This is a genomic window from Lysinibacillus sp. HST-98, assembly GCF_016757845.1.
Taxonomy (GTDB): Bacteria; Bacillota; Bacilli; order Bacillales_A; family Planococcaceae; genus Lysinibacillus; species Lysinibacillus capsici.
Map to the genome: position 1 here is coordinate 133,801 of NZ_JAENHX010000004.1, position 24,886 is coordinate 158,686.

Annotated in this window: 14 protein-coding genes and 1 pseudogene; 5 read left to right on the forward strand and 10 right to left on the reverse strand. The window is 34.4% G+C overall.

Features of this window, described 5'->3' with window-relative positions; genetic code table 11:
- Positions 1 to 36: 36 nt before the first annotated feature.
- The 8 genes and pseudogenes from JIN86_RS11550 to JIN86_RS11580 all read right to left on the reverse strand — a co-directional run bounded on the left by JIN86_RS11550 (position 37) and on the right by JIN86_RS11580 (position 15,230).
- The gene (locus JIN86_RS11550; RefSeq protein WP_202341992.1) at positions 37 to 4,404 is read right to left on the reverse strand and encodes a glycosyltransferase; all 4,368 of its coding nucleotides are present in this window, start codon (positions 4,402 to 4,404) and stop codon (positions 37 to 39) included.
- Between the two features lie 32 nt (positions 4,405 to 4,436).
- Complete coding sequence (locus tag JIN86_RS11555) at positions 4,437 to 5,726, reverse strand: ABC transporter ATP-binding protein (protein WP_202341993.1); 1,290 nt, start codon at positions 5,724 to 5,726, stop codon at positions 4,437 to 4,439.
- Positions 5,716 to 6,510: an ABC transporter permease gene (locus JIN86_RS11560; RefSeq protein ID WP_237497244.1), complete on the reverse strand. Its 795-nt coding sequence runs from the start codon at positions 6,508 to 6,510 to the stop codon at positions 5,716 to 5,718. The genes JIN86_RS11555 and JIN86_RS11560 overlap by 11 nt, the downstream gene beginning before the upstream one ends.
- 57 nt (positions 6,511 to 6,567) lie before the next feature.
- A complete protein-coding gene (locus JIN86_RS11565; RefSeq protein ID WP_202341995.1) occupies positions 6,568 to 8,394 on the reverse strand; it encodes a polysaccharide biosynthesis protein in 1,827 nt (608 codons plus the stop codon).
- Between the two features lie 73 nt (positions 8,395 to 8,467).
- Positions 8,468 to 10,024 (reverse strand): O-antigen ligase family protein, encoded by a 1,557-nt coding sequence (locus JIN86_RS11570; RefSeq protein WP_202341996.1) that lies wholly within the window; start codon positions 10,022 to 10,024, stop codon positions 8,468 to 8,470.
- Positions 10,017 to 10,538: a tetratricopeptide repeat protein gene (locus JIN86_RS11575; RefSeq protein WP_202341997.1), complete on the reverse strand. Its 522-nt coding sequence runs from the start codon at positions 10,536 to 10,538 to the stop codon at positions 10,017 to 10,019. Before JIN86_RS11575 ends, JIN86_RS11570 begins: the two co-directional genes overlap by 8 nt.
- A 552-nt stretch (positions 10,539 to 11,090) precedes the next feature.
- Positions 11,091 to 11,408, reverse strand: a pseudogene (gene tnpA, locus JIN86_RS23555) (IS200/IS605 family transposase).
- Between the two features lie 255 nt (positions 11,409 to 11,663).
- Positions 11,664 to 15,230, reverse strand: coding sequence for an S-layer homology domain-containing protein (locus JIN86_RS11580; RefSeq protein ID WP_202341998.1), 3,567 nt, complete (start codon positions 15,228 to 15,230; stop codon positions 11,664 to 11,666).
- A gap of 632 nt (positions 15,231 to 15,862) precedes the next feature.
- Here JIN86_RS11580 and JIN86_RS11585 point away from each other — a divergent pair.
- The 5 genes from JIN86_RS11585 (at position 15,863) to csaB (ending at position 23,362) form a co-directional block, all read left to right on the forward strand.
- A complete protein-coding gene (locus JIN86_RS11585; protein ID WP_202341999.1) occupies positions 15,863 to 17,713 on the forward strand; it encodes an S-layer homology domain-containing protein in 1,851 nt (616 codons plus the stop codon).
- Positions 17,714 to 18,055: 342 nt separating this feature from the next.
- Positions 18,056 to 18,796, forward strand: a complete 741-nt coding sequence (locus JIN86_RS11590; protein WP_237497245.1) for a WecB/TagA/CpsF family glycosyltransferase — start codon at positions 18,056 to 18,058, stop codon at positions 18,794 to 18,796.
- Positions 18,793 to 20,349 carry a putative polysaccharide biosynthesis protein gene (locus tag JIN86_RS11595; protein ID WP_202342000.1) on the forward strand — a complete coding sequence of 519 codons (1,557 nt, stop codon included), beginning with the start codon at positions 18,793 to 18,795 and terminating at the stop codon, positions 20,347 to 20,349. Before JIN86_RS11590 ends, JIN86_RS11595 begins: the two co-directional genes overlap by 4 nt.
- A gap of 20 nt (positions 20,350 to 20,369) precedes the next feature.
- Entirely contained in the window at positions 20,370 to 22,283 is a 1,914-nt protein-coding gene (locus JIN86_RS11600; RefSeq protein ID WP_202342001.1) for a DUF5693 family protein, read from the forward strand.
- A complete protein-coding gene (csaB, locus tag JIN86_RS11605) occupies positions 22,283 to 23,362 on the forward strand; it encodes a polysaccharide pyruvyl transferase CsaB (protein ID WP_202342002.1) in 1,080 nt (359 codons plus the stop codon). Before JIN86_RS11600 ends, csaB begins: the two co-directional genes overlap by 1 nt.
- 40 nt (positions 23,363 to 23,402) lie before the next feature.
- Here the strand turns inward: csaB and JIN86_RS11610 are convergent, their stop codons facing one another.
- Positions 23,403 to 24,233 carry a flagellin N-terminal helical domain-containing protein gene (locus JIN86_RS11610; RefSeq protein WP_202342003.1) on the reverse strand — a complete coding sequence of 277 codons (831 nt, stop codon included), beginning with the start codon at positions 24,231 to 24,233 and terminating at the stop codon, positions 23,403 to 23,405.
- Between the two features lie 172 nt (positions 24,234 to 24,405).
- Entirely contained in the window at positions 24,406 to 24,882 is a 477-nt protein-coding gene (locus JIN86_RS11615; protein ID WP_202342090.1) for an IDEAL domain-containing protein, read from the reverse strand.
- Positions 24,883 to 24,886: the final 4 nt, after the last annotated feature.

The following is a 24,886-nucleotide window of genomic DNA, read 5'->3' on the forward strand; positions in this document are numbered from 1 at the left end:
TTGACAACTTTGTTTTCGAGTAAGATAACTATAAAATCAAATATATTCATTCATTTGATATTTATAATTTTTCATGCTATCAGATATTTTATTAGAAGCTATTAAATAGTCCCCAGCATCAAAAATATCTTCACTAAAATGTAAAAATTGCAGTCGACCAAAGCTCTTTCTTTCTCTGTTACTTATCATCTTTTTCATAAATATCATAATATTATGCCCTTCAAATAAGTATGTTTTAATCCGACCTGAAACACGCTCTAAATCGTTTTCATCATCAATATAAAAATGTATATTGTTATGTGATTTTAATTCATATTTCGTATCCGTCACTTCAATAAAATCTTTAACAATAGCAGCCCATTTTTTAGTCCATTGGTTTTTAGAGAACGTTTTAGATACTTGAACTGCATTTTCTTTAATAAATTTTAATTTTTCAGGATTGTTTAGTAACCCTTCAATTGCTCTTTTTAAAGCACTGCTATTAGGTTCAATTAAGATTCCATTAAATTCATTAATAATTAAATCGGTTAATCCACCAATTCTTGTGGATATGACAGCATTTCCAGAAGACATAGCCTCTAGACACGATAAACTAGTTCCTTCACTATGTAAAGTTGGGACTAGCGATATATCAGCCACTTCATAAGATTTATGCATTTCTGAAGGGTCTAGTGAATACCACTTAATTCTATCCTTCCATTTACTAATCTTTTGTTCAACATGTTTTGTGTCTTCTTCAAATCCCTTTCCAACGAAGTGGAAGTCCACATGAGGGAATTTTGTAAGAATCTCGTCAATAATATCTAATACCATATACAATCCACGAGCACCATATAATCTTCTTGGGTAAGAGATTACTATTCTATCACTCTCTTTTTTCACCGGTTTAAATATATTTGTATCAACATAGTTAGGTACATACTCCATTGTATTTCCTAAATTAAAATCAATAGTTTGGAACCAATTAGCCGTATTAGTATCTACAGATACCATTTTATCCACTAACGATGCTGATTCAATAATTCTTCTATTTTGTTCCCAAAAAGTCAAAGCTGATAACTCGTTATTTTGCGGTGAATCCCATGCAATACCATGACTAATTCCTATACTTGGGCTTGCGACATTTGGCCACGATTCGAAGAAAGCAGAGTATATATTTAATAATGATATAGCATGTTCCTCATCATAGTACACCTTATTGTAATTTTTTACATTTTCAACCGATAGCTCTGTTATTTTTTCTGTTCCCCGTGCCAATGACCTTACTTCTATATTTTTGAATTTTCTTGTCCAAGGGAAAGTTCCATATTGATAAATAATTAAATTTTTTCCTAATGAATTTACTACTTCATTTAAATCAATCAAATATCTTTCTGCCCCACCTGAATAGAAGTTCTCTCCATCTAACCCTAAGAAAGTACCAGTCATAACAGATACATGTTCTTCAATAGTATAGTTAGCATATGCTTTTAAATTACTTATATTCTCTAACATTTTTTGTTCTACAAGCTCTATACGATTTTTCCATTGATGCTTTAAAGCAAAATCCTTTGATGTTTGCTGTAACTTATCTTTGTCAAGCTGTAACGCTTCGTTAATACTGTTCTCAAAATCTGTTACATTATCAGCAATATACACACCATAGTCATTAGAGAATTTTTTCATTTCATGTATACCTGTAGTTACTACTGGTATACCAAGAGCTCTATACTCAAAATACTTTACCGGTGATACACAATCGGTTAAATCGTTAATTTTAAATGGAACAATTCCTACATCAAAAAACGATGCATAATCCACTAATTTATTATAGTCTACTTTTCCTATTAACCGGATATTTTCAAGTTTTTTAAATTTTATATTATTTCCTACATGCCCAATTATTACAAACAACCAATCATTATTTCTTTCTGCTAATTGATTAATTAAATCTACTTCAAACCACTCTTCTATTGCACCAAAATAACCTATTACTTTTCTATTTTTTATCCCTTGCAGTACAACACCTTTTTTACTTATATCTTTTTCCTGAATAAAGTCTGCTAAATTACTAGCATTAGGTAAAATAATTGCATCTGCTCTTTTGCTGACATATTTGTGTAATTTGTCAGCCGAATAGGTCACAATATCTGCTTGCTCAAGTGTTTGATAATGTGCTTCTATTGTTTTTGCATCTGTATCAGCAAAGAACTCCAATTGATCTAATAAATCATACCAAAGTAACTTTTGTGGTAAAAGATCGATAAATGCTTTTTGACCTTGCCAAGTGCATAAAACAATACAATATTTATTTCTAACAACAGATAATAAAGCAGCATCATTATTTACAATGAAAAGATTTTCCTCATATTCCTTTATTGAGAACTCTCCATCATACGGAGCGCAAAAGAAACATAGATATCCTTTTTTTGCAAATTCCCTCAAAAATTGCTGTGGTCTTTGCATCGGCTCCCAATGTACAGCAGTTGGATAAATAATAATCCCTTTAAATTTCCTGTTTTTTAATATTCCTTTAATTTGTTTCGTATATTCATCATTCTGTTGATTTAAATAGTTTTTATAATGCATTTGCTGCTGATTATACATAGCTTCAAATCCAGCTTTTACCTCTGGAGTTAAAGCTGTGGATGATGGTGAAAGAGGTGCATCTCTTTGTTCAATTAGAGTTATTAACTGGTCTAATGGATGATCAATCTTATTTGTAGAAATATAATTTTTTCTAGACAGTTTCTTATAGAACCATTTGATAAATTCTTTCTTTTCATTAGTATTCCCTTTTACCAGATGAAGATTTGTACGCTTTAACAAATTAACAAATTTGAAGTATTTTGATCCATGTAACTCATAAATTTTTTGAGATAAATTATTGAAAACTTGTTGATTAAACTGCAATTGTTCTGTCAATTCGAATATTTGTTGTCTCTTAAAATTGAGCTCTTCGTTAACTTTATTTAAGTCGTCATTTACTTGATTATCTTCTCCACAAAAAGAATTTGATAACTGGCTTAAGAATTTCTTTTGAGTTTTTAATAAGGTGCCGTGTATTTCTAATAACTCTTTATATCTATTTTCTACTTCATTTTTCTGTAAAGCAGATTCATGTAAACTTTGACGAACCATTGCTAATTCTATAGACTGTATTTGTTTTTCTTCCTTGACTCTATTTAAATTACTCAACAGAGAAATCATTATTTTATCTTCTTTATTCCAATTAAGTAAATCAAAAAAATAAATGATGTTATGTGACGATAGAATATTTTCTTCTAATAAATCATTACAAATACTTATAAAGTAATTAGACCATTTTTTTTTCGTTGTAACCTTATCAAGATTAATTCTTTCTATGCTCATATATTCTTTTTTTAGTAGCTGTGGGCTTCTGTTTTCAAACACCCAACGTTGTAAACAATATTTATATGAATTATCGTTTAATTCATTAATTTCTTTAAGTATACGGTCATATGTAGCATTATTAGTGTACCTACCTGAGAAATTAGATTCTGCAAGATACTCTACATTTTCTTTTGAAACGAAACCTTTAATTCCATCATACCCTAATAATAAAACAGGTTTATTTTGTGCCATAGATTCAAGCACCACACGTCCCATACCACATACAAAATAAGATGAATCAATATACTGATTAACATCTGAAGAATAGCCTACTAATGTAATTTCATTATCATCTTTTATAAAACTCTCAATCTCTTTATAAGAATCGCCATGACCAACAATAACCAGCAGTTTTTTATTTCCTAAATCTGTTTTAATAAACTCCCTATAAAATTCAATAAACTTTAAAATACCTTTTACTTTATCTTTATCTAATCTAGAAATTAACGTGATTGTGTGACTAGGAGTAGTTTCTTCATATAAAGTTTCTTTTACAGGAATCACATTGGGTAATAAGGTAATATTAAGACTTTTATTATTCTCCTTCATTATTTCTTTTATTTCATTTGATACTGTATAAATTCTAAGTGCTGAAGGTAGTATTAAATCAAAAAGTAAATTTGAATAAACTTCTCCATATAAAGGACTGAAGTTTAATGGTCCATGGGCTGTATAAGAATAGGGTATATTTAATTCATTGGCAACTGCAGCAACAACAATTGCAGATACATGTGGATGAATTTGTATATAATTTATTTTATGATTTAAAATAAATTCTCTTAATAGTTGATACTGTTGTAAAATATTCTTGCCAGTTGTGTTTGTAAATTCATCAATTAACAAACTTGCAGTTAAATACTTTTCGATTAGAGAAATATTTGAATTACTAGAAGTTGCAAAAAAAACCTTCCCACCTAACTCGTTTAACACTTCACACTGTGAGAGTATATGAGTTTCTAATCCACCTATAGAAAAATGTTCAGCAACAATCAGTATGTTTTTTTCAACCATTTATAACTCACACTTTCTAGAAATTATTTATTTTATGATTTCATCTCATTTATTTCTATATGGCTATTTAAATTTGCTATACCTGTTCCACTAAGTGGTAACTCTTCAACCTTAAACAACACATAGTCTGACAGTTTATCAAAATAAATCATATCATTTTTACCATCTTGTTTCGCAATAGCTACTGATATATGATAAGTTCCTGCGACCAGCTTTAAATCTTGAGTAAATGAAATTAAATACTTTTTATTCTTTGCAAAATCTAAATTCATGTTGTGATAAAAAGTGCTTGTCCCATAAACTTCTATTCCTTGGGTAGTTTTAATTCTCAGTCCAATTAATACATTTTGCACATCAATTGAAGACTGTATAGCTAATTTAATAGTACTCTTTGAATCCGTATTAAAAACATACGACTCCTCAAATTCATTATGCATAGTGACACTTTCAATATATACATCTTTTTCACTTTTGATAGGTAAATCTGTTATAATATCTCCCTCACTACTTGATGCTTTTTTTTCATTCTTTTCTTTTTCATTGGCGTTTAAAGCCTGATAATGGGCATTTTCTTGAGAATATAAAAGCATGTGATATTTATCAATAATTTCTTTAGGCTCACCCTCAGCAATTAAATTAGAACTATCTAGTAAATATGCATAATCACATAATTGTTCAACAACTCTCATAGAATGAGAAACAAAGAGTATCGTACAACCTTTTTCTTTTAAATCCTCTAAGTAGTTATAACATTTTCTTTGAAATTTCTCGTCACCAACTGATAACGCCTCGTCAATTATCATAATATCTGGGTCCACAAAAGCAGCTACTGAAAATGCTAACCTTACAAACATACCACTTGAATAAGTTTTAACGGGACGATTTATAAATTCGCCGATTTCAGAAAACTCGAGTATCGAATCGAATTTTTCATCAATTTCTTTTTTGCTTAATCCTAAAATAGCACCATTTAAATAAACGTTCTCGCGGCCTGTAAATTCTGGATTAAACCCAGCTCCAAGCTCTAAAAGGGCTGAAACTCTTCCATGTATCTCCACATTTCCATGTGTTGGATTTAAAGTACCTGTAATTATTTGTAGTAAAGTACTTTTACCAGACCCATTTCTCCCTACAATACCTACTGTTGATCCTTTAGGTATTTCTAAACTAATATTATTTAATGCTTTAAAATTGCTCACTTTGCTCTCATACAATTTTGGTGCTAAATTAATCAAAATTTTATGAATAGGCTTCCGATATATTTTATATTCTTTAGTAACATTCTCAACTTTTATCATAATTTCATTATTATTAAATGACATCTGCAAACCCTCGCTTTAGCTTGCGGAATAACCAAACGCTTAATAACATAAAAATATATCCGCATAATGTAAATATCAAAAATGAGCCCCAATTAGGAAATTCACCAGCAAATACAGCCTTTCTATATCCTTCGATTACATAAGTTAATGGATTTAAATTCATAATCGGATGCATAAATTTCGGAACAAGTGAAATAGGGTAAAAAATAGGCGTCACATAAAATAAAATATTTAAAAGTACCCCTACGGTATAAGCCAAATCACGGATGTATACACCTATAGATGCCACAATATAAGCAAAACCTAAAGAAAATAAACTTATTGGAAGTAGATAAATTAGGGATATAAATATCCACATGATATTCCAATCTGGAACAAATACCATAATACCTACTACTAAAACTACTATATTAAAGAAGGCATTAATTAACGAAGATAATAGTGTAGTTAGTGGCAAAATATCTAATGGAAAAATTACCTTTTTCACATAATTCACATTAGATAAAATAATCGTTGTTGATTTACTAACTGTTTCATTGAAAATATTATATATTATTAACCCTGAGAAAATTATCATTGCAAATTCAAATTTATTATCGCTTTGTTCAATTCCCCATCTCGCCTTAAATACTACAGAGAAGATAAAAGTATACACCGCTAGCATTACTAGCGGCGTAATGAAAGACCAAATCCCCCCTAAGAATGAGCCCTTATATTTAAGTTCAAATTCTCTTTTGGTTAACTGTTTAATTAAATTTCGGTGTTCTCTGATTAAGTTTAACAAGATATACACTCTCTTTCTATATAATCCAAGATAATCCATTTCAATTTTGATTTGTTATTAAATACTAACTTCTTTTACAAGCTTTTTTTGCTCCACATTGTTCAAAATTGTTTGAAGAAGCTGCTCTAACTCTTCCTCACTATATCGTAAATTATCTTGTAATTTCTCTCTAATGTTGCTTATATATTGTTCATTAGTAAAAGCATTTATTTTAGGATGCACTTTACTATACCTCTCCTCAAACTCATAAAATAACTCTTCATGTATCTTTTCTCCTTCACGAATACCTGTATAAGTTATTTTAATTTCATCCTCTGAAAAACCAGATAAGTTAATTAGTTGCTTAGCTAAATCGACAATTTTAACGGGTTGTCCCATATCTAAGACAAATGTTTCCCCACCTTTTGAAAAACTTGCTGCCTGGATTACTAATTGAGCAGCTTCAGGAATTGTCATAAAATATCTCGTCATCTCCGGATGTGTCACAGTAACAGGGCCCCCATTATTTATTTGTTCTTTAAATAAAGGAACTACACTACCACTACTTCCTAAAACATTTCCAAAACGTACAGATGAATACTTTGTCGTGCTATGAATATTCTTTTCATTTATAATTAATTCTGCGATTCTTTTTGTCATTCCCATAATACTTGATGGACTTACTGCTTTATCTGTTGAAATTAATACAAAGCTATTTACATTTACTTTTTCTGCTGCATCAATTACATTTTTTGTACCTAAAATATTTGTTGCAACAGCCGAGTATATATTTTCCTCCATCAAAGGTACATGCTTATATGCAGCTGCATGGAAAATAATATTAGGCTTATGCTTCTCCATCATTTTTTGCACACGTTCACGATTTTCCACACTTAAAATTTCTGATTTAAGTTGAGTATGTTTTTTAATTATTTGAAGTTCACGTGAAATTTTATAAATATTAAACTCACTATGATCTAACAAGATGAGTTCATTAGGTTCATATTTTATTATTTGCCTACAAAGCTCAGAGCCTATTGATCCACCAGCGCCTGTAACAAGCACTTTTTTCCCTTTTATTTTTTTAGAAATAGAGTCATTGTCTAAGGTAACAGGATCTCTACCTAGTAAGTCTTCTATAGAAACATTTCTAAACTTACTATAACTTAACTCTCCAGTTGCAAACTCTCTATATTTAGGTAAAATCTGTACATTGTCACAAACTCTTTTAGATTTTTTAACTATTTGTTGTAATGGTTCTCCTTTCAAACTTGGTATTGCAATGATAATATGTTTAATATTATAATGCTCAACAACCGATTCTAGCTCTTTCAAATTCCCAACTACCGGTATACCACTTATTTCTAAGTTTTTTAATTTAGGATTATCATCTAAGAATACAACTGGATTAAGAATACTATCAGCCTTTTGCAATTCTATTAAGATATTTCGTCCTGATACACCTGCCCCTAATATAAGCGTCGCCTTTCTTTTTAAAGGACTTTCTAATAATATATTATCCTTTCTTAATTGCAGATAACGCCAAAACATTCTAATTCCACATAAAAATACGAGATGTAATATTAATGTAAGAAATAACCCTCGCTCATACATTGTTTTAAATATTATAAGTTGCGACATAGCTGCTATAACTACTGACAGTATAATTACTTTACACAAACTCACCAACTCATCAATATTGGCATATTTCCAAACCCTTTGATATAAATGAAAATATAAGCACAATAAATGGTGACTTATTAATAAAATAATAGAACTTAACACTAACATCCAATCGATAGTGGGATTAAATGGGTTTAAGAAAAAGTGTGCTAAGAAAATTGAGATTAATACCACAATAGAATCAATGATTAATAGTGAAATCATTCTAAATTTATAATTCAAATTTCATCTTCACCTCATTAGATACTAACATTTATTTAAACAATTACAGCTCACTAAAGTGAGCTGTAATTGTTTATTTTTTTAATTCAAACTGACTTTTATCAAAAGTAATTGCAAGAAGAATTCCAGCTATAGCCCACATAGGTGCTGATACTCCTGGCAAACTGTCATTAAATAGCGCTTGTACTAAATATGCTCCCCAAGCAATCAAAAGTATCCAAATTGCCCCATTATTTGATTTAATAACCGCTTTCAATGGTTTAAATAGTGAGGTAACTAATACAACCAAACTACATAATAAACCAATAATGCCAGTTCCATAAAGCCAACCAACGTACATACTATGTGATTTATCAGTAATAGTTTGTTCATCCCATATTCCTGCACGTGCATCTATATTATAATGAGGGAAATTATACATAAAGGTATCTAAACCATACCCTAGTAATGGTCTTTCTTTTACTAATTCAACAGCCTTCTCCCAAATATAAACACGTCCAGTACCAGCACTTAACCCTCTTTCTGGTAATACAGGTAACTCAAATTTTTCTGCTGCATAAGCCTTCATAAACAAGTCAAATTTCAGATTACTGTTAGTGCTTGTTACTGAGGAAGTTTCTTCCTTCATATAGGGGTTTGATTTTAAAACAAACCCTACTGATTCAGTCCACACTCGGGCATCTTTACTAGCCAATACATGAAACACTGGTGCAATTATAATTAAAAATACAGCAAAGATAGTAAAACTTTGTATCTTTTTCTCAGACTTCACTACTGTAAACAATACAACAATCATCATCAAACAGACTGTTAAGAAACCACTTGTAGAGATACTCATTAACATGATGGCAGTTGATATAACTGCAACTACTAAATGTCCTATTGCTCGTCCAATATGCTTCTCTAAAACAGCAGCAGTTAAAAATAGTATGGTCATAATAGCAAACATTCCGCTCATGTAGTTCCATTGGTTTAATGTACCAACAAGAACTGAACCTTCACCAATATCTGCTCCTGCAGGTAAAAAGGCTTTTACAACTTTTTGTATTGCTATTTTTTGTAACAAATCATTACCGTAAAAATTCATAGTAATGATAAACAAGTTAATAAAAACAAAAGGATATAAGGAATATAAAACATAATTTATTACTTTTTTTGGATACTCAATATTCATCGCAATAAAAAACAATGCTAAATAACATAACCAGCTAATGGCACCGTCTGTACGGTTATATTGACCATGTAATGCAATAGAAATGTTTGGTGAAAAAATTGTTGATAACACAATTGCTACAGCAAATGCTCCTATTGCATAATTCAATTTTGTTTTTCGAATCTCACCGTTCATAAATAATATTTTAGCCATAAACATAATACTTGCTAATAGAGTAATGACTAACACAGCCAAACCTTTGTAGTGCGTAAAAAGATCACCCTTTGTTCCACCGGTTAATACACTTACATTGGTAACGAGTGGCGATTGAACCTCTACTACACTCGCCATCACGATTAATGGTACAAAACCTATTACAATAAGAAGTAATCCAAATATCCATTTGTCTACAGATTTTTGCGATTTTATGTCTTCCTCCACATCACGATAGGCAACTTTTTCGTAAAACTTACTCATTATTCGTACCTTCCTTTAGTTGTAAATTTTCGATTTGAGCTAGCAAGGTTGCCACATGCTCTTGGTAGTTAGGGATATTTTCTGATGCCCAACCAGATTCTTGACAGCGTAATAGGACAGTTTTAGCATCTTCAAATCTCTCAGCACCTATAAAAACTTCTCCTAACTGAATCATAAAAGTAGGATCTTCTACTTTATAAGGATTTAAATCTAAAGTTTTTTGCATAAGAATAGCTGCCTGTTTCATGTTCCCATTTTGTGCAGAAAGTAAGGCGGCCGTATAATTCGCAATTTCAGATTTAGGTTGTTTTTTAAGAACTCTTTTTATTGCATCTTCTGCTCCAGCCAAATCTCCCGTTGATTGTAATTGAATGGCTTGCCCATATAACGTTTCAGTATTCTTAAATTCCTCATCTTGTTTATCGGCCATCACATTCGCCACTATTAGACCAATTACTACAAAAGCCACCATACCTGATAATATATATTTCCTTATTGGTTCAGTAAATGTCATTATAACTCTACCCTTCTCAAACTTTGTCATTTTTCGCATATCGTTATTATACTATAAATTAGCATCCATATGTAGGGTAGACTGCCAGTTAGCAAAAGATAAAACTATGTTTGATACGCCTTTAATTTTTGTTTCAAAATAAGTTGATTGGACTTTAAGCTTTCTTATCAACGATAACTTCATTAGCTTTTTGTTAATGACATCAACTTTAGTATTATTCTCTATGATTACCTACTTTCCAATTCACAATTACTTTCAATAATCAATTTTACTCTGACTTATTGTCTGTTGACTTAGACAATACAGAACTTTTATATTAGTTACCTACAAAGAAATGCTAATTTATTATTTTTCTAGATTTCAGTATTTGGTAGTTAGTTAAACTACGATTATTTTAAAATATTTTAATCAGAACCAAAAGTCTAACTAGTTTTTTGCTCTACGAGTGAAACACTTGGGGTACTGGCCCATGTCTAAAGACACTTAAAGTCAGGCAACCGCACTCCGTTTTCACGCTACCTCTAAAGTAGTTTTATTATTTTCGCTTTTTACTTATATTTCTTCTCCTGTAAATGGATCAATGAATTCTTTCATGGTCATTTGATCCACAAGAATATCCTCTTGCAATTGATTCTTTATATATTTCTGTATAATTTTTCTGTTTCGTCCTAGTGTATCTACATAATATTCGGGACACCAAAACTCCCTATTTCCATATTTGATTTCAGGTTCGCACGCCGATCGAATATCATCAAACTACTCTTCCCTTTCAAATAACCCACAAACAATGAAACACTTATTTTTGGAAAAATTACTCACCAACATATGAATATGATCAGGACAGGCTGTAGCTTTTACCGCAAAGACGATGTAATACTTACAATTTCATGTCGTGTGTGCTAAACTTTTATTATCCATTTGGAGCCCCTTTCGTACGAAGTCGGTTGACCAGACCTGATTTCATTTTACGGATGGGGTTTTTTTCTTGTCCATAGCTAGAAGCTCTTTGGCCCCCTCGCATAGCAAGGGGTTTTCAAAAGACACAAAAAGAACAAAACCCTATGAAAATTACTCTTCATAGGGTTTTGTTAATTTAATTAACTCTAACTAATTTAATTTTTAAAATTAGTATTTACGAGTAAATGTTAATTGATTTGATCCAGCTGTATAAGTAGCAGTGTAAGTTTTACCGCCGCTTACTACAGTTACTACTTGGCCGCCTACAAGTGCAGGAGCAAATTTAACTGTTACAGTGTCACCAGATGTTGTTGCTACAGTACCACCAGATACAGAAGCAATGTTAGCTTGAACATTTGCAGCAAATGTAAATGTTGCAGTGTCACCAGTTGTATTTACTACTACGTTAGTAAATGGTACTTCTGGAGTTGCTGCAGGAGCAGTTACACCAGTAACTGATGGAGCAGTTACGCCAGTTGGAACTGTAACTGTAGTAATAGTACCAGTACCTGTTACAGAAGAACCTGTTACTTTAGCTACTAATTCAGCAATTGTTGAGTTTGTTAACGCAATATGTTCTTTAATATCTAAGAATACAAGACCAAGATTTGAGCTAATAGCATTGAATGTGTTGCCATCTCCGCCCTTAACTGTAGTTGTGCCTGTTACATTAACAGTATCTAAAGTAAAGTCGTTTACTACTTTGTCTGTAACTTCTAAATTACCATTTAAAGTAAGGTTTTTAAGTGTTACATTGTTGCCTTGAACTTCGATAGCAGCTGTTTTAGAAACAGCGTTTCCGATTGTTCCATTTGCAAAGTCATAAACTGAATCATTGTAAGATAATACAAGTTTAACATTATCTTTTAATGTAACACCTGAATTAACGTTTGTATTTTTGAACACTTTTTTATCTTTATCTGTTGCTTGAGTAAATGTTAACTCATCACCTACAGATAAATCAGTTTCAAATGTACCTTCAAGTAATTGAATAGCTCCTGTGTAAAGAACTGAATTATCATAAGACAGTTCGTATACTACAGAACCAGTAGAGTTAGATAATAAAATACGGTTAGTATTTTTATCAACTGCAATTACTTTACCAGTTACAGATTGACCTGCTTCAATACCTTCTGTATTCACTTTAGTGAATGTTGCAGATGCAGTTAAAGAAGGTAAGTTTGCAGAAGTCGCATGAACGCTAACTGTATTACCGTTTGTTGATACAGCTTTAATTGAAGCAATACCATTAGTAGTACGAACAGTGAAGTTACCTGAACCTGCGCTACCTTGGTTTACAGTACCTAATAATGCATTTGTGCGAGCATCATAAATTGTTGCTGAAGTAAATGTTGTATCTACTTGGAAGTTAACATTAAATTCAGTTCCATTGAAGTATGGTTTGTTATTTTGATCAACTGTTTTGTAAGAGAATGTAGCTGCCTCTGATACAGATGCAGAATTTTGATCTTTACCATTTACAGTTAATTTAGCAGTGCTAATTTTCACATCGCCGAAGTATGCAATTTCGCCCACTTGTTGTAAATCGTTTTTATCTAAACCAGTTTTGTCACCAGTCTCAACAAATACAGTTGGAGTAGCATAGCTATCTTTGTTACCGAATAGTGTGAATGAAACTTCACCTTTTGAATCAGTAGCTAAAGCAAACTCTTCAGTTGTTTTAGAGTTGTCTAATTGGTAGACAATTTGGCGGTTGTTATCTACTAAGTAGATAGGACCAGTAGTTTTTAAAGCTGAACCACTCTCAACAGAAACTTTTACAACTGTTCCACTTGGAGCAAGTTTTCCAGCTTTATCTGTTAATACTGCTTTATAATCACGACCACCTGTGTTTGCAATATCTTCCTCTAATTTTGTAGAAGCAGATTTTCCAGTTGCAAGTGGAGCATCATCACGGTATGCAAATACTCTTGCAGACGAGCTTGCAGCATCTTTTTGACCAAATGTTGGTACGTTACGGTAAGCTGCAGCATCTTTAGTACCAGCTGAAGTTACATTTAAACCAAGATTTTGGATTTTGCTGAAGTCAACAGTTGGAGCTTTAGCAAATAATTCAGTTGGATTGAAACGACCGTATTGACCTGAAGCATTTGCTGGGTTTTCTTTTTGGTCAACGAATACGATAGGTGTTACTTTACCATTGCTACCTGATAATGTGAATGTTGCTTCACCATCAGAATTTACAAGAAGTTTTACAACTTTAACATTGCTTTGGTTACCTAAAGAAGTTGTGAATTGACCTGGATAGCTTAAGCTAGTTCCGTTTGCATCAATTACATCCACAGCTTTTACAGCTTTATCTGGAGTTACATTTAAGTTTTCTTCATATGCGATGTTTACATAGCTACCAGCTGCATAAGTTTTTCCATCAATTACAAATGAATTTGCTTGATATTCAGCGTGCTCACGAGCAACTTTAACTTTATAAACTTTTTTCGCACCATTGTTAATTGTATTACCTTCAGTTACTTCAGTAATTGTTAATGGTTGAATAGCTGCCCAGTAAACTTTACCAAATGAGCGAAGTGTTGCGTTACCAGTTGCGTATGCTTGCACCTCGTCACTAGTTGCTAATTGATTAGCAGTTGAAGCATAACGAGTGTAAGTGTAAGTAGCTACACCATTTTCGTCAGTGTGTGCTTCAGCAATGATAGGTTGGTTTAAAGAACCACCTGGGTTTTGTTGATTACCTTGTGCATTTACAATGTTGAATGTTACAGGGATACCAGCTTTTGATTTGCCTTCTTCCACTTTAACTTGAGCTTTTACAGTTACTTGAGTTCCAAGTTTAGCTTGTAAAGATTGCTCAACAACATCTACAGCTGTTGGAATTACAGCTTCAACGCCTTTGAATTTACCGATCTCTTCACCATCTAATTTAACAGTGTATTCTTTACCAACTTCTTGAGCTGCTGTAGTTAATACAACTACTTTATCATTAGATTGTTTGTGAGCTTTGTTTTTAATTTCTAGGCCATCGATTTCAAATTTAAGCTCATCTAGGTTACCAACTTTTTCGTCGAATGTTACTTCAACAGTTGTGTTGTTGATCGCTTTTACAGTAGCATCTACTGGTGCTTCTGTATCAACTAATTCAAGAGTACGAGCGAATACTACTGCGAAGTCTTGACGAGTGATCGCTGCGTTTGGTTTTAGGTTTAATTTACCGTTTTCTTCAGAACCAGTGAAGATTCCGTTTGCTACAGCAGTTTCTAGAGCATCTTTAGCCCATGGTTTAACTTGAGAAGCGTCAGCGAATTGGCTTAGGCTTTCGCTACCTTCTAAACCGAAAGCATCTACAAGAACTTTAGCTGCTTCAGAACGAGTTAAAGATTTGTTTGGTGCGAATTCTTTTGCACTTACGCCTTCAAAAATGCCGTTTGCTACTACTGCTGCGATTGAGTTGTAGTACCAAGCACCTTTTTTAACGTCTGAGAAGTTTACATCGCCGTCAGCTTCTAATTCTAGAGCTTTCGTGAAGATTTCTGCAGCTTGTGCACGAGTTACTGTGTTAAGTGGGTTGAAGTTCCCGTTAGTGTCACCTTGGATTACACCAGCGTCAACTAAAGATTGAACTGCTTCTTTAGCGTATCCAGAGATTTTGTTATAGTCGTTTACTTGCGCAGCAGATGCTACAGGTACGATTGCCGATGCAACTAATGCAGCTGTTGCTGATGCCGCGAAGAACTTACGGCCTTTGTTTTGCTTTGCCATTAATGTATTCCTCCCTAAAATTCCTTAAATTGATATTAATCCAACGAAAACTATAGTACCGCCTAGTTACCTAAATGTATGTATTATAGCTTTCTTGAATAATACAAAACTAAAGCAAATTTGTTAGTAAATTTACTAGAAAAAGCGTAGTAGAATACCATTCTAGTAAGTTTATTCACTTTCTACAATAATATAACACTATCTTTTCCGAAATTCAAGCATTGGGACATAAATTTAGTTATAGAAGATTTTTTTACCATACCTAATATGGTATTTAATAGAAACCACTAAAATTACAACTAATTATATCCTCATTTGGATTGGTAACATATAGTTCCGTTACCTATTATACCTTACTCTCAATAATAACCAAGCATTTTCTGGAATGGTTACTAAATTGTCAAAAATTAAAGACTCCCGTAATATTTTAGTTATAATTGTAAAGAAACAGAAATATAGAAGGCGTTTCTTAGCGAATTCTGCCTCTTCCCCAACAACTTTATGAGTTTCTTCTTTATTAAATAAAAAGCTTAATCTATCTGTCCCCATGTTGTAATAATAGATTGCCACTTTTTATGCTACACTTTTGATAGTTTGATAGAACATATCAGCTATTGAAGGGAGCTTTAAAAATGAAACGTAAATTTCCTCTTTACGGGGCCGTGCTAGCAGGCATGTTATATCTTGCGCCAACTTCTGCTTTAGCAGAAGATATTTCGAAGCACTGGGCCTACCATGAAATGAACTATCTTATTACCAACGATTTAATGAAGGGTGATGAATTCGGCCATTATCGTCCGAATGATGCTGTCACGCGTGCTGAATTTGCAGCCTTTCTTGTTAGAACACTGAACTTACCAGCAGCTTCTAGTCAGGCGACCTTTACAGATGTTAAAAAAGGTGACTGGTATTATGGGGTAGTCGAGCAAGCAAGCTATCATGGGCTAATTAAAGGTGACGAGCAAGGCAAGTTCCATCCGAATAATCACATTAATCGTCAGGAAATGGCCGCTATGTTAAAAAGAGCTCTTACTTATCAAAACATCAATACTTCTTCCTCCCCTATTGCTTTTAGTGATAATGCGCGCATTGCCAAATGGGCCTATGCTGATGTACAAGCTGTCGTCACAACAGGACTACTTGTTGGGAAGCCAAATAATCAATTTGCACCTCTTGCTCAAACAACTCGTGCTGAGGCAGCTACCGTGCTCTATCGTTTAATCCATCTAGAGGCTCCTGGGACGGGTGGTAAGCAATACATGACGACGAATTACTCACATGATTACTCCTCTGTAGTGAGTAAACAAACCATGAATAATCCAAAGGTCGATGGTGCTGGCATTTTCACGGCTAGCGAGGCACTAGTGTCATACTATGTACACCCAAAAAGCTTTATGCAGGATAGCCCATCTTATTATCAATTCCTAAAATTATCTACTGTCGTCAATAATCTGAGTGCAAAAGAGCTAAATGATAAAGTACTTACCAATAAAGGAAGCTTAGCAGGTACAGCGGATGCCTTTATTCAAGCTGGTATAGACAATAAGATCAATGCTATTTATTTAGTCTCCCATGCCTTGCATGAAACAGCCAATGGTGGTTCTGCACTTATTAAAGGGATCGAGGTTGGCTTAGATACAAATGGCAAGCCGATGGTAGCAACACCAGAAAATCGTGATAAATTAACTGCTATTAAGACAACCTACAATGCTTACGGTATTGGCGCTATTGATGCTGATGCTAATAAGTATGGTGCGGAGCGCGCTTATACAAATGGCTGGTTTACTGTTCAGGATGCCATTATCGGAGGTGCCCAATTTGTAAAGGATCAGTATATTAGCAGGGGGCAGGATACGCTCTATAAAATGCGTTGGAATCCTGATAATCCGACAGTCCACCAGTATGCAACACATGTGATGTGGGCTGTCATTCAAGCGAAAAAGATCTATGATATTTATGAAATAATTGGTGCTAGTACGACAACAAACCTAGTGTTTGATGTGCCTGCCTATCAAAGTCAATCTTCCGCTCCTTCATTACCGAGTCCATCGAAGCAATACGCATTGGATTTAGGGTTAGCTGGAGCAACTGGTAAAACGACGATTAATCTCAATATGAGAACGTATCCGAATACAGCAGATAATGCTTCGATTATGACGAATTTGCCAAAGGATACCTCCTTTAAAGTTCTTGGTGAAAATGGTGGTTGGTTGAAAGTAAGTGTCAATGGACAAGAGGGCTGGGTGATTGATGATTATGTGAGTCTCGAAAATGGCTTACAAATTGTTAATATGAACATTACACTTAATGTTCGAAGTGAACCATCTACGACAAGTGCTATTTTAGGTACTGTTAAACCGAATGGCTTTATTATCGGTGTTGTAGACGATAAAGGTGAGTTTATAAAAAATGGTGCCTGGTATCAGGTGCTTTACAACGGAAAAACAGGCTGGGTACATGGCGATTATATTGTAAAAAAATGATTTTAATAGGATGCGCAAAAGAAGAGTGCGATGATAATTCGCACTCTTTTTGTTAGTCATTTTTTATCAACGAGATGAAAGCGCTATATAATAGAAGAAACTCGAAATTTTAGGATATAATTTTCATACTATCCCCCTAAAATTTAGTAAATTCTATGTCAAAATAGGGTCCTAAAAAAGCTTAATAGGACGATTGCTATTCCATGTAAAAATCGTTACTGAACAGAGCTATACTTTAGGTAATCATCGTTAAACCCATTATCGAAAATTTCCTGTCAATATTGCTTTTGTGGTATGATAGATTGCAGTGAAAATGGAATTACAGAAAGGTTTGAACACTATATGAGGCATGTAACGATTATGGGCGTACCCTTTTTACATATTGGTCAGCAAGGGTTTGTTGATTTACTCGTTAATCGTATTGAACAGCAAGAAAAAACTTTCGTTGTGACAGCCAATCCTGAAGTTGTCATGCAGGCAAATGAAAATCCAACTGTCATGAATTACTTAAAGCAGGCAACTTACATTTGTGCGGATGGCATTGGCGTCGTTAAGGCTGCACAAATCCTTGGTGATTCACTTCCAGAGCGTGTAACTGGCTATGATACGATGGTACGTCTGTTGGAGGTTGGTCAGCAAAAGCATTTTAAAATCTATTTATTAGGTGCTCAAAAGGAAACCATCGAAAAGACGGTTGCCAATATTCATGAAAACTATCCAAATGTTGATGTCGTTGGCTATCATGATGGCTACTTCGACTGGAATAATAATGATTTTGCAAATGAAATTGCAACTTTACAGCCTGATCTTGTATTTGTGGCATTAGGTGTACCAAGACAGGAAAAATGGATAACAGAAAACCTTGAAAAATTTTCAAAGGGTGTATTTATCGGTGTAGGTGGCTCCTTCGATGTCATCGCTGGTACTGTAAAACGTGCACCAGTAATTTGGCAAAAGTTAAATCTTGAATGGCTCTATCGACTGTTACGCCAGCCGAGTCGATTTGGAAGAATGCTTGTACTCCCTCGCTTTGCTTTAAAGGTATTTGCATTAAAGTTTAAAGGTCAGGGCAAAACAAAATGAGTCAGTCAACATTTGTTAAAAGCACACTCATCCTGACGATTGCCACCTTACTTTCCAAAGTAATCGGAAGTATCTTCCGTATACCACTTCAAAATATTGCTGGTGATGAAGTACTTGGTATTTTTAGTCTTGTCTATCCTGTTTATATGGTAGCACTTTATTTATCCGTTGCGGGTATCCCTATCGCTATTTCTAAGTTAATAGCCGAAGCTAGGACGAGTCATGATACTGCCAAAATTAAGAAAATTTATGTGACTGCAAGAATCCTTGCATTATCCTTTGGCGTCATTAGTTTTACAATCATTTACGGCTTTTCAGAGCAGATAGCGAATGCACTTGGTGGGCCCTCAACAGAGATTGCCTTAATTATTGTTGCCCTTACATTACTGGTAGCTCCTTATATGGCTGTCTATCGTGGATTTTTCCAAGGTTTTGGGGATATGCGCCCTACTGCCATCTCTCAAGTGATTGAGCAGTTAGTACGTGTTGCGTTAATTTTAATTGTGGCATATTTCCTAGTAGCAATGGATTATTCAAATGATATCGTAGCTGGTGGAATTATGGCAGGCTCTGTATTAGGAGCCCTCGGTTCACTTTTCTATTTACTCTTTAAATATTTCCGTTCTTCGGTAAAAGTGACGAGTAAGGAGAAATATTCTGGTAAGGATTTCTCTAAATACAGTAAAACCATTTTAAAAATTTCGATTCCCATTGCGATCGGTTCTGTGACAATGGCACTCTTTAACTTTGTTGATTCCTTTACGGTTACATATGGCTTAAGAAGTGCTGGTGCAGATGCGAGTGAAATTAGCTACCTTTATGGTATTTATGGTCGAGGACTAACATTAGTTCAAATTACGACTGTTTTTGCTTCTTCAATTATCTTGCCCCTTGTGCCGTTGATTACAACGAAGCTAGCTGAGCGTAAATTGGATGAAACACGCACTATTATTGAACAAACTCATCGTATGACACACCTTATTTCATGGCCAGCTGCGATTGGGTTACTAGCCCTAACCTTACCTTTAAATTTAGCTCTTTTTAAAGACTTAGAGGGAAGCTTAATGTTAGCTATCATCAATCTAAGCTCTGTCTTTACATCACTAACTTTGCTTGGAACAGGAATTCTACAGGGTATGAATGCTGCCAAAACAGGAGCTCTCATTATTTTGAGTGGTGTTGTCCTTAAGGTGTTTTCTAACATCTTCCTTATTCAAGCATTTGGTTTAGATGGTGCTGCCTATGCAACTTTGTTAGTGTATTTTGTGTTATTTATTGTGAATTCTGTCTTTATTTATCGTATGATTCGCTTTACTGTCCTTGGAAAAGATACGGTGAAAATGATTGTGTCTTCCATTGTAATGGGAGCAGCAGTTGGATTACCAACACTTTGGCTTGACTTTACACATTGGTCAAGAATGTCGGCAATGGGCTATCTAACTGTCGCAATCGTAGTTGGTGGGGCTCTTTACTTCCTTCTACTATGGTTGATGAAAGCTATTCATAAACAAGATTTAAAGAAAATCCCTGTTATCGGAAAAAGATTTTCATAAATAAGAGAGGTAGGACACTTATGTCAAAACAGAAATGGCTTTGGGGGATCATTGTTCTTTTACTCGTCGTTTCCTCTACAGGTATTATGAAGAGGTGGAATGCGGAGCAATCGAATGATGCTTATGAAATTGTTATTCCCTATGATGAAATACAAACCGCAGAAAAAAATAGCGACCTAACAATGGATGAAATTCTTTCCTCCTTAAAGGATGCTGGGCTGAATACTGTGAGTCTAGAGCCCTTAACATTAAAGGAAATGGAAAAGCAAAACTTAATTACCGTTTATAAAGAAAGTGAGTTAGCAGCACAATTATTGTTTACACCTTATAAAGATGCTGTTGATATCTCTAATAGCGGCTATTATATTCGAGTGCCTGAAAATGAAAGCTATCAAAAGCTGATCATGGAGAGCATTGAACCAGAGGAAGTACAAATAGGAGAAGAGCCTTTTTATTTCCTTCCTACTTCTAACCACAATTTTGATTTAAAAACACCAATTGGCTATGATCAGCCTGCTATTGACATGATTAGTAAGCATGGACTAGCCCACATCTTTAAGGTGGAAAATGCAGATAATGAAGTAGCTAATGAAAAGTTGGTTAATCAATTAGTCGCTTTAAAAGAGGCTTCTGCAGGCCGCTTACTTGGTCAAGGTGATGAAGCCATCGGGTTTGGCCAAGAAGACGGCAATCAATTAGTTGAAAAACTAAATGATGCTGGCTATTACTTCTACACAATTGAAAGTAACCCACTTAAAGGCGAAAGTAAAATCGCTCAAATGACGGATTACAATATGATTCGTTTGCATAGTATCAATGTCAACAGAGAGACTAAATTAAAACTAAATGCAAGTATTGATCGTACAACACGAGCTGTCAAAGAGCGTAATATTCGCTCCATTTTCTATCATATTAAAACAACAGGTAATGCCAAAGAAAATGTAGAAGAGACGATTGATTATTTAAATGGTGTGCATGACACAATGCCAGATCATTTCAAAGCAGGTGAACCAAAGCTATTTGATAAAGTAGTCGTACCAGCTTGGGTCACAGCAGCCGTATTAGTAGCAGGTATTTTATTTACCTTTATCATTTCAGAATTAGTAAAATGGATGCCTCTTCGTATCGCGGCAGCTGGCTTTATGGCTGTACTAGCAATTGCGTACTTTATTCTGAAAAGCACTCTATTTTTACAAGCATTTGCACTCATTATTGCAGTCCTTGCCCCAACCTATGCAGTCATCAAATCAGCGCAAGGTTCTACGAAGGTGTCTAACATATTGGTCCAATACTTAAAGGCAGTAGCAATTAGCGTTATTGGCATTGTAATTGTTATTGGCTTATTGAATGGTAATGCCTTTATGACAGGCTTTGCTGTATTTAAAGGGGTTAAGCTTGTTTATCTTATTCCAATAATGGGTGTTTTACTATTTTCAGTGATTGAGATTAACCGACTAGCTGAACAAAACATTAAGAACTCTTTATCGAATACGGTAACATTGTTAAATAAAGAGTTAAAATATTGGCATGTGCTACTACTAGTTGTATTGGCAGGTGTCGGATTATTTTACATTAGCCGAACAGGGAACTCTGGCTCTGTAAGTGATATGGAATTAGCCTTTAGACAATGGCTAGAAAATACATTGTATGTTCGACCAAGAACAAAGGAATTTTTAATTGGTTTCCCATTCTTCATTTTAGCGTTATATGTAATGGGTATTAATCGCAAATGGGGAAGTATTCTCCTAGTACCAGGTGTTATCGGTTTCTTATCCATCATGAATACATTTACTCATCTACACATTCCTGTAGCTGTATCTGTATTACGTACACTATACAGTGTATCGCTAGGTCTTGTAGTAGGATTGGTGTTTATCCTCATCTTCAAAATCGGTTATCGTTGGGTTTCTAAGGCAATCGCGAGGTGGTCATAATGCACGTTGTTTTATCTGGTTATTATGGATTTGATAATGTCGGAGATGATGCCATTCTACTGTCCATTATCCAATCTTTAAAAAAGTGGCAAAGTGATATAGAGATCACGGTATTATCTAATAATCCAGCAGCTACTGAGCAAACATATGGTGTCAAAGCCATTAACCGATGGAAAATGAAAGAAATTCGCCAATTACTTAAAACAGCGGATGGACTGATTAGTGGTGGTGGTAGTCTCATGCAGGATCAAACAAGCTTGAAAACGATTCCTTACTATGCGGGCGTTATTCAAATCGCAAAATGGTTGAAAAAACCAGTATTTGTTTACGCCCAAGGCATGGGTCCAATCAATCACCCGCTTAGTAAATTTATTGTTCGTACAGTTTTTAATAAGGTCGAGCAAATAACAGTCAGAGATAGAGCCTCTTTAGCTCTTTTAACAGAGATCGGTGTACGAAAAGAAACAAAAATCGTGCCAGATCCTGTTATGGGATTGAACGGTAATGACTTTCATTGTGATTGGCTAGAAAATGTCTCTTTGTCAGCCGATAGCTATATTTCTGTAAGCGTTCGAGATTGGCCTTCCGCTGTTGCCTACAAAGAAAAAATTGCACACAGCCTAGATGAATTAGTACGTCAGGGTGAGCAAATCGTCTTCCTCCCTATGCATGGTGAGCATGATTTTACTACTTCACAGGAAGTAGCAGCACTTATGAAGGAAAAGAGCTTGATTGCTCCTGCTGATTTATCTATTGAGGAAAAAATCGCAGTGATTGGTCAATCTCAACTATTGATAGGTATGCGACTACACTCCTTAATTTTCTCGGCAATCTATGCAACACCGTTTATTGCCATTTCGTATGATCCGAAAATTGATGCTTTTGCTGATATCGTTGATCAGCCTGTCATCGGTCATGTCGAGGTTGATGATTGGAATGGTGTAACATTGTTTAAACAAGCTGTAGCCATTCTTGAATCCTATACAACAGTTCAAGAAAAAATGCGCCAGGCCGTCATCCCATTGCAAGATGAAGCAACTGCAACTGCTAAATTAGCAATTGATGCTTTGTCAAAATAAACATTAAAAAATGATGAATTTCAATTAACATTGAAATTCATCATTTTTTTCCTACTTCTAATAATTTTAAAATGGATTGTGCCTGTTGCATATGCATCGCTAAAACATATTGACCTGCTTGCATTAAAATCTGCGCCTTCACCATAGTCATCATCTCTTTTGCGATATCCGCATCTCGAATACGAGACTCTGCTGCTTGTAAATTCTCAGCCGTGTTCACATTGGCATTATAGACATGTTCCAAGCGGTTCTGATAGGCACCAAGACGTGAGCGCTCATTGGAAACTTGTTTTAAGGCTTCATCCATCGAAGACATGGCTTTTTCCGCTTCCTCACGAGTAGCAATAGAAGCATCCTTCAACCCAAGTTTCTCAGACCCCATCCCATTGATAAATAATTCGATACTCTGTCCTGCATTGGCGCCTGCTTGAATCTTGATGCCATTTGTTTCATAATCCCCGTTAAGTAATGTCTTCGTATTAAATTCTGTATCGGTTGATGTGCGCTGGATTTCCTTTTTTAATTCCTGAAATTCCAAATCTAATTTTTTACGATCATCATCTGTTAATGTATCATTGACTGCCTCCACTGCTAACTCACGCATACGCTGAATCATGGCATGTGTCTCATTCAGTGCCCCTTCTGCCGTCTGCACAAGCGAAATACCATCCTGTATATTCTTAGCTGCCATATTCAAGCCACGAATTTGAGCACGCATTTTTTCAGAAATCGCCAGTCCAGCTGGATCGTCCGCTGCACTATTAATTCGATATCCCGAAGAAATTCGTAGCATGGCTTTACTCATCGTCCCATAATGACGATTCATATTATTCAGGATTGCCATCCCTGTTGCTGACCACTTACCAAGCATGATTTCACCACCTTCTTGTTTTTATATCGGTCCAACATCTCATCTATTGACCTTAATATTGGAAATGGTTTCTAATTTTTTATGCGTTTTTAACATTTTATAGTGGATTACCTACATAATAAAAGCACCTGCTTGTCATTTATGATAAGTAGGTGCTTACTGGACATTCCATCTATTCAATTTTGAAACCCCCAAGTTGATGGCTCTTTTGCTGTAGCAATTCGAAAAAGAGTTCTTTATCATTCTCTAGTAATGCCTGATCAATCAAATGATCCAAATTTTTCTCCTCTAGCTCTGCAATAAGCTGATCGATTTCGCCAACCGTCACAGTAGAAACCATTTGAATTTGTTGCTTTGGTGTAGCGCTTTCAAGTATTGGTGCTAAATGCTCATGAACATTGGTAATAAGCAATAGTTGATAAAGTGGTAACCGAATAAAGCGATTTCCTTTTTGGAAAACAAAAACCTCAGATAAATTTTCAATCTGCTGTGTCTTCATGTTGATGATCATCTCTTTACCTTCTATGGGAATGAAATGGAAAATCTCATTCTCTTTTAAAATAGAGAAATATTGATAAGCAAATACGAGACGTAATTTATCTCCAGTAACTTTTGTGTAAAACGGCTTCATGTATTGAACTTGCATCATCATT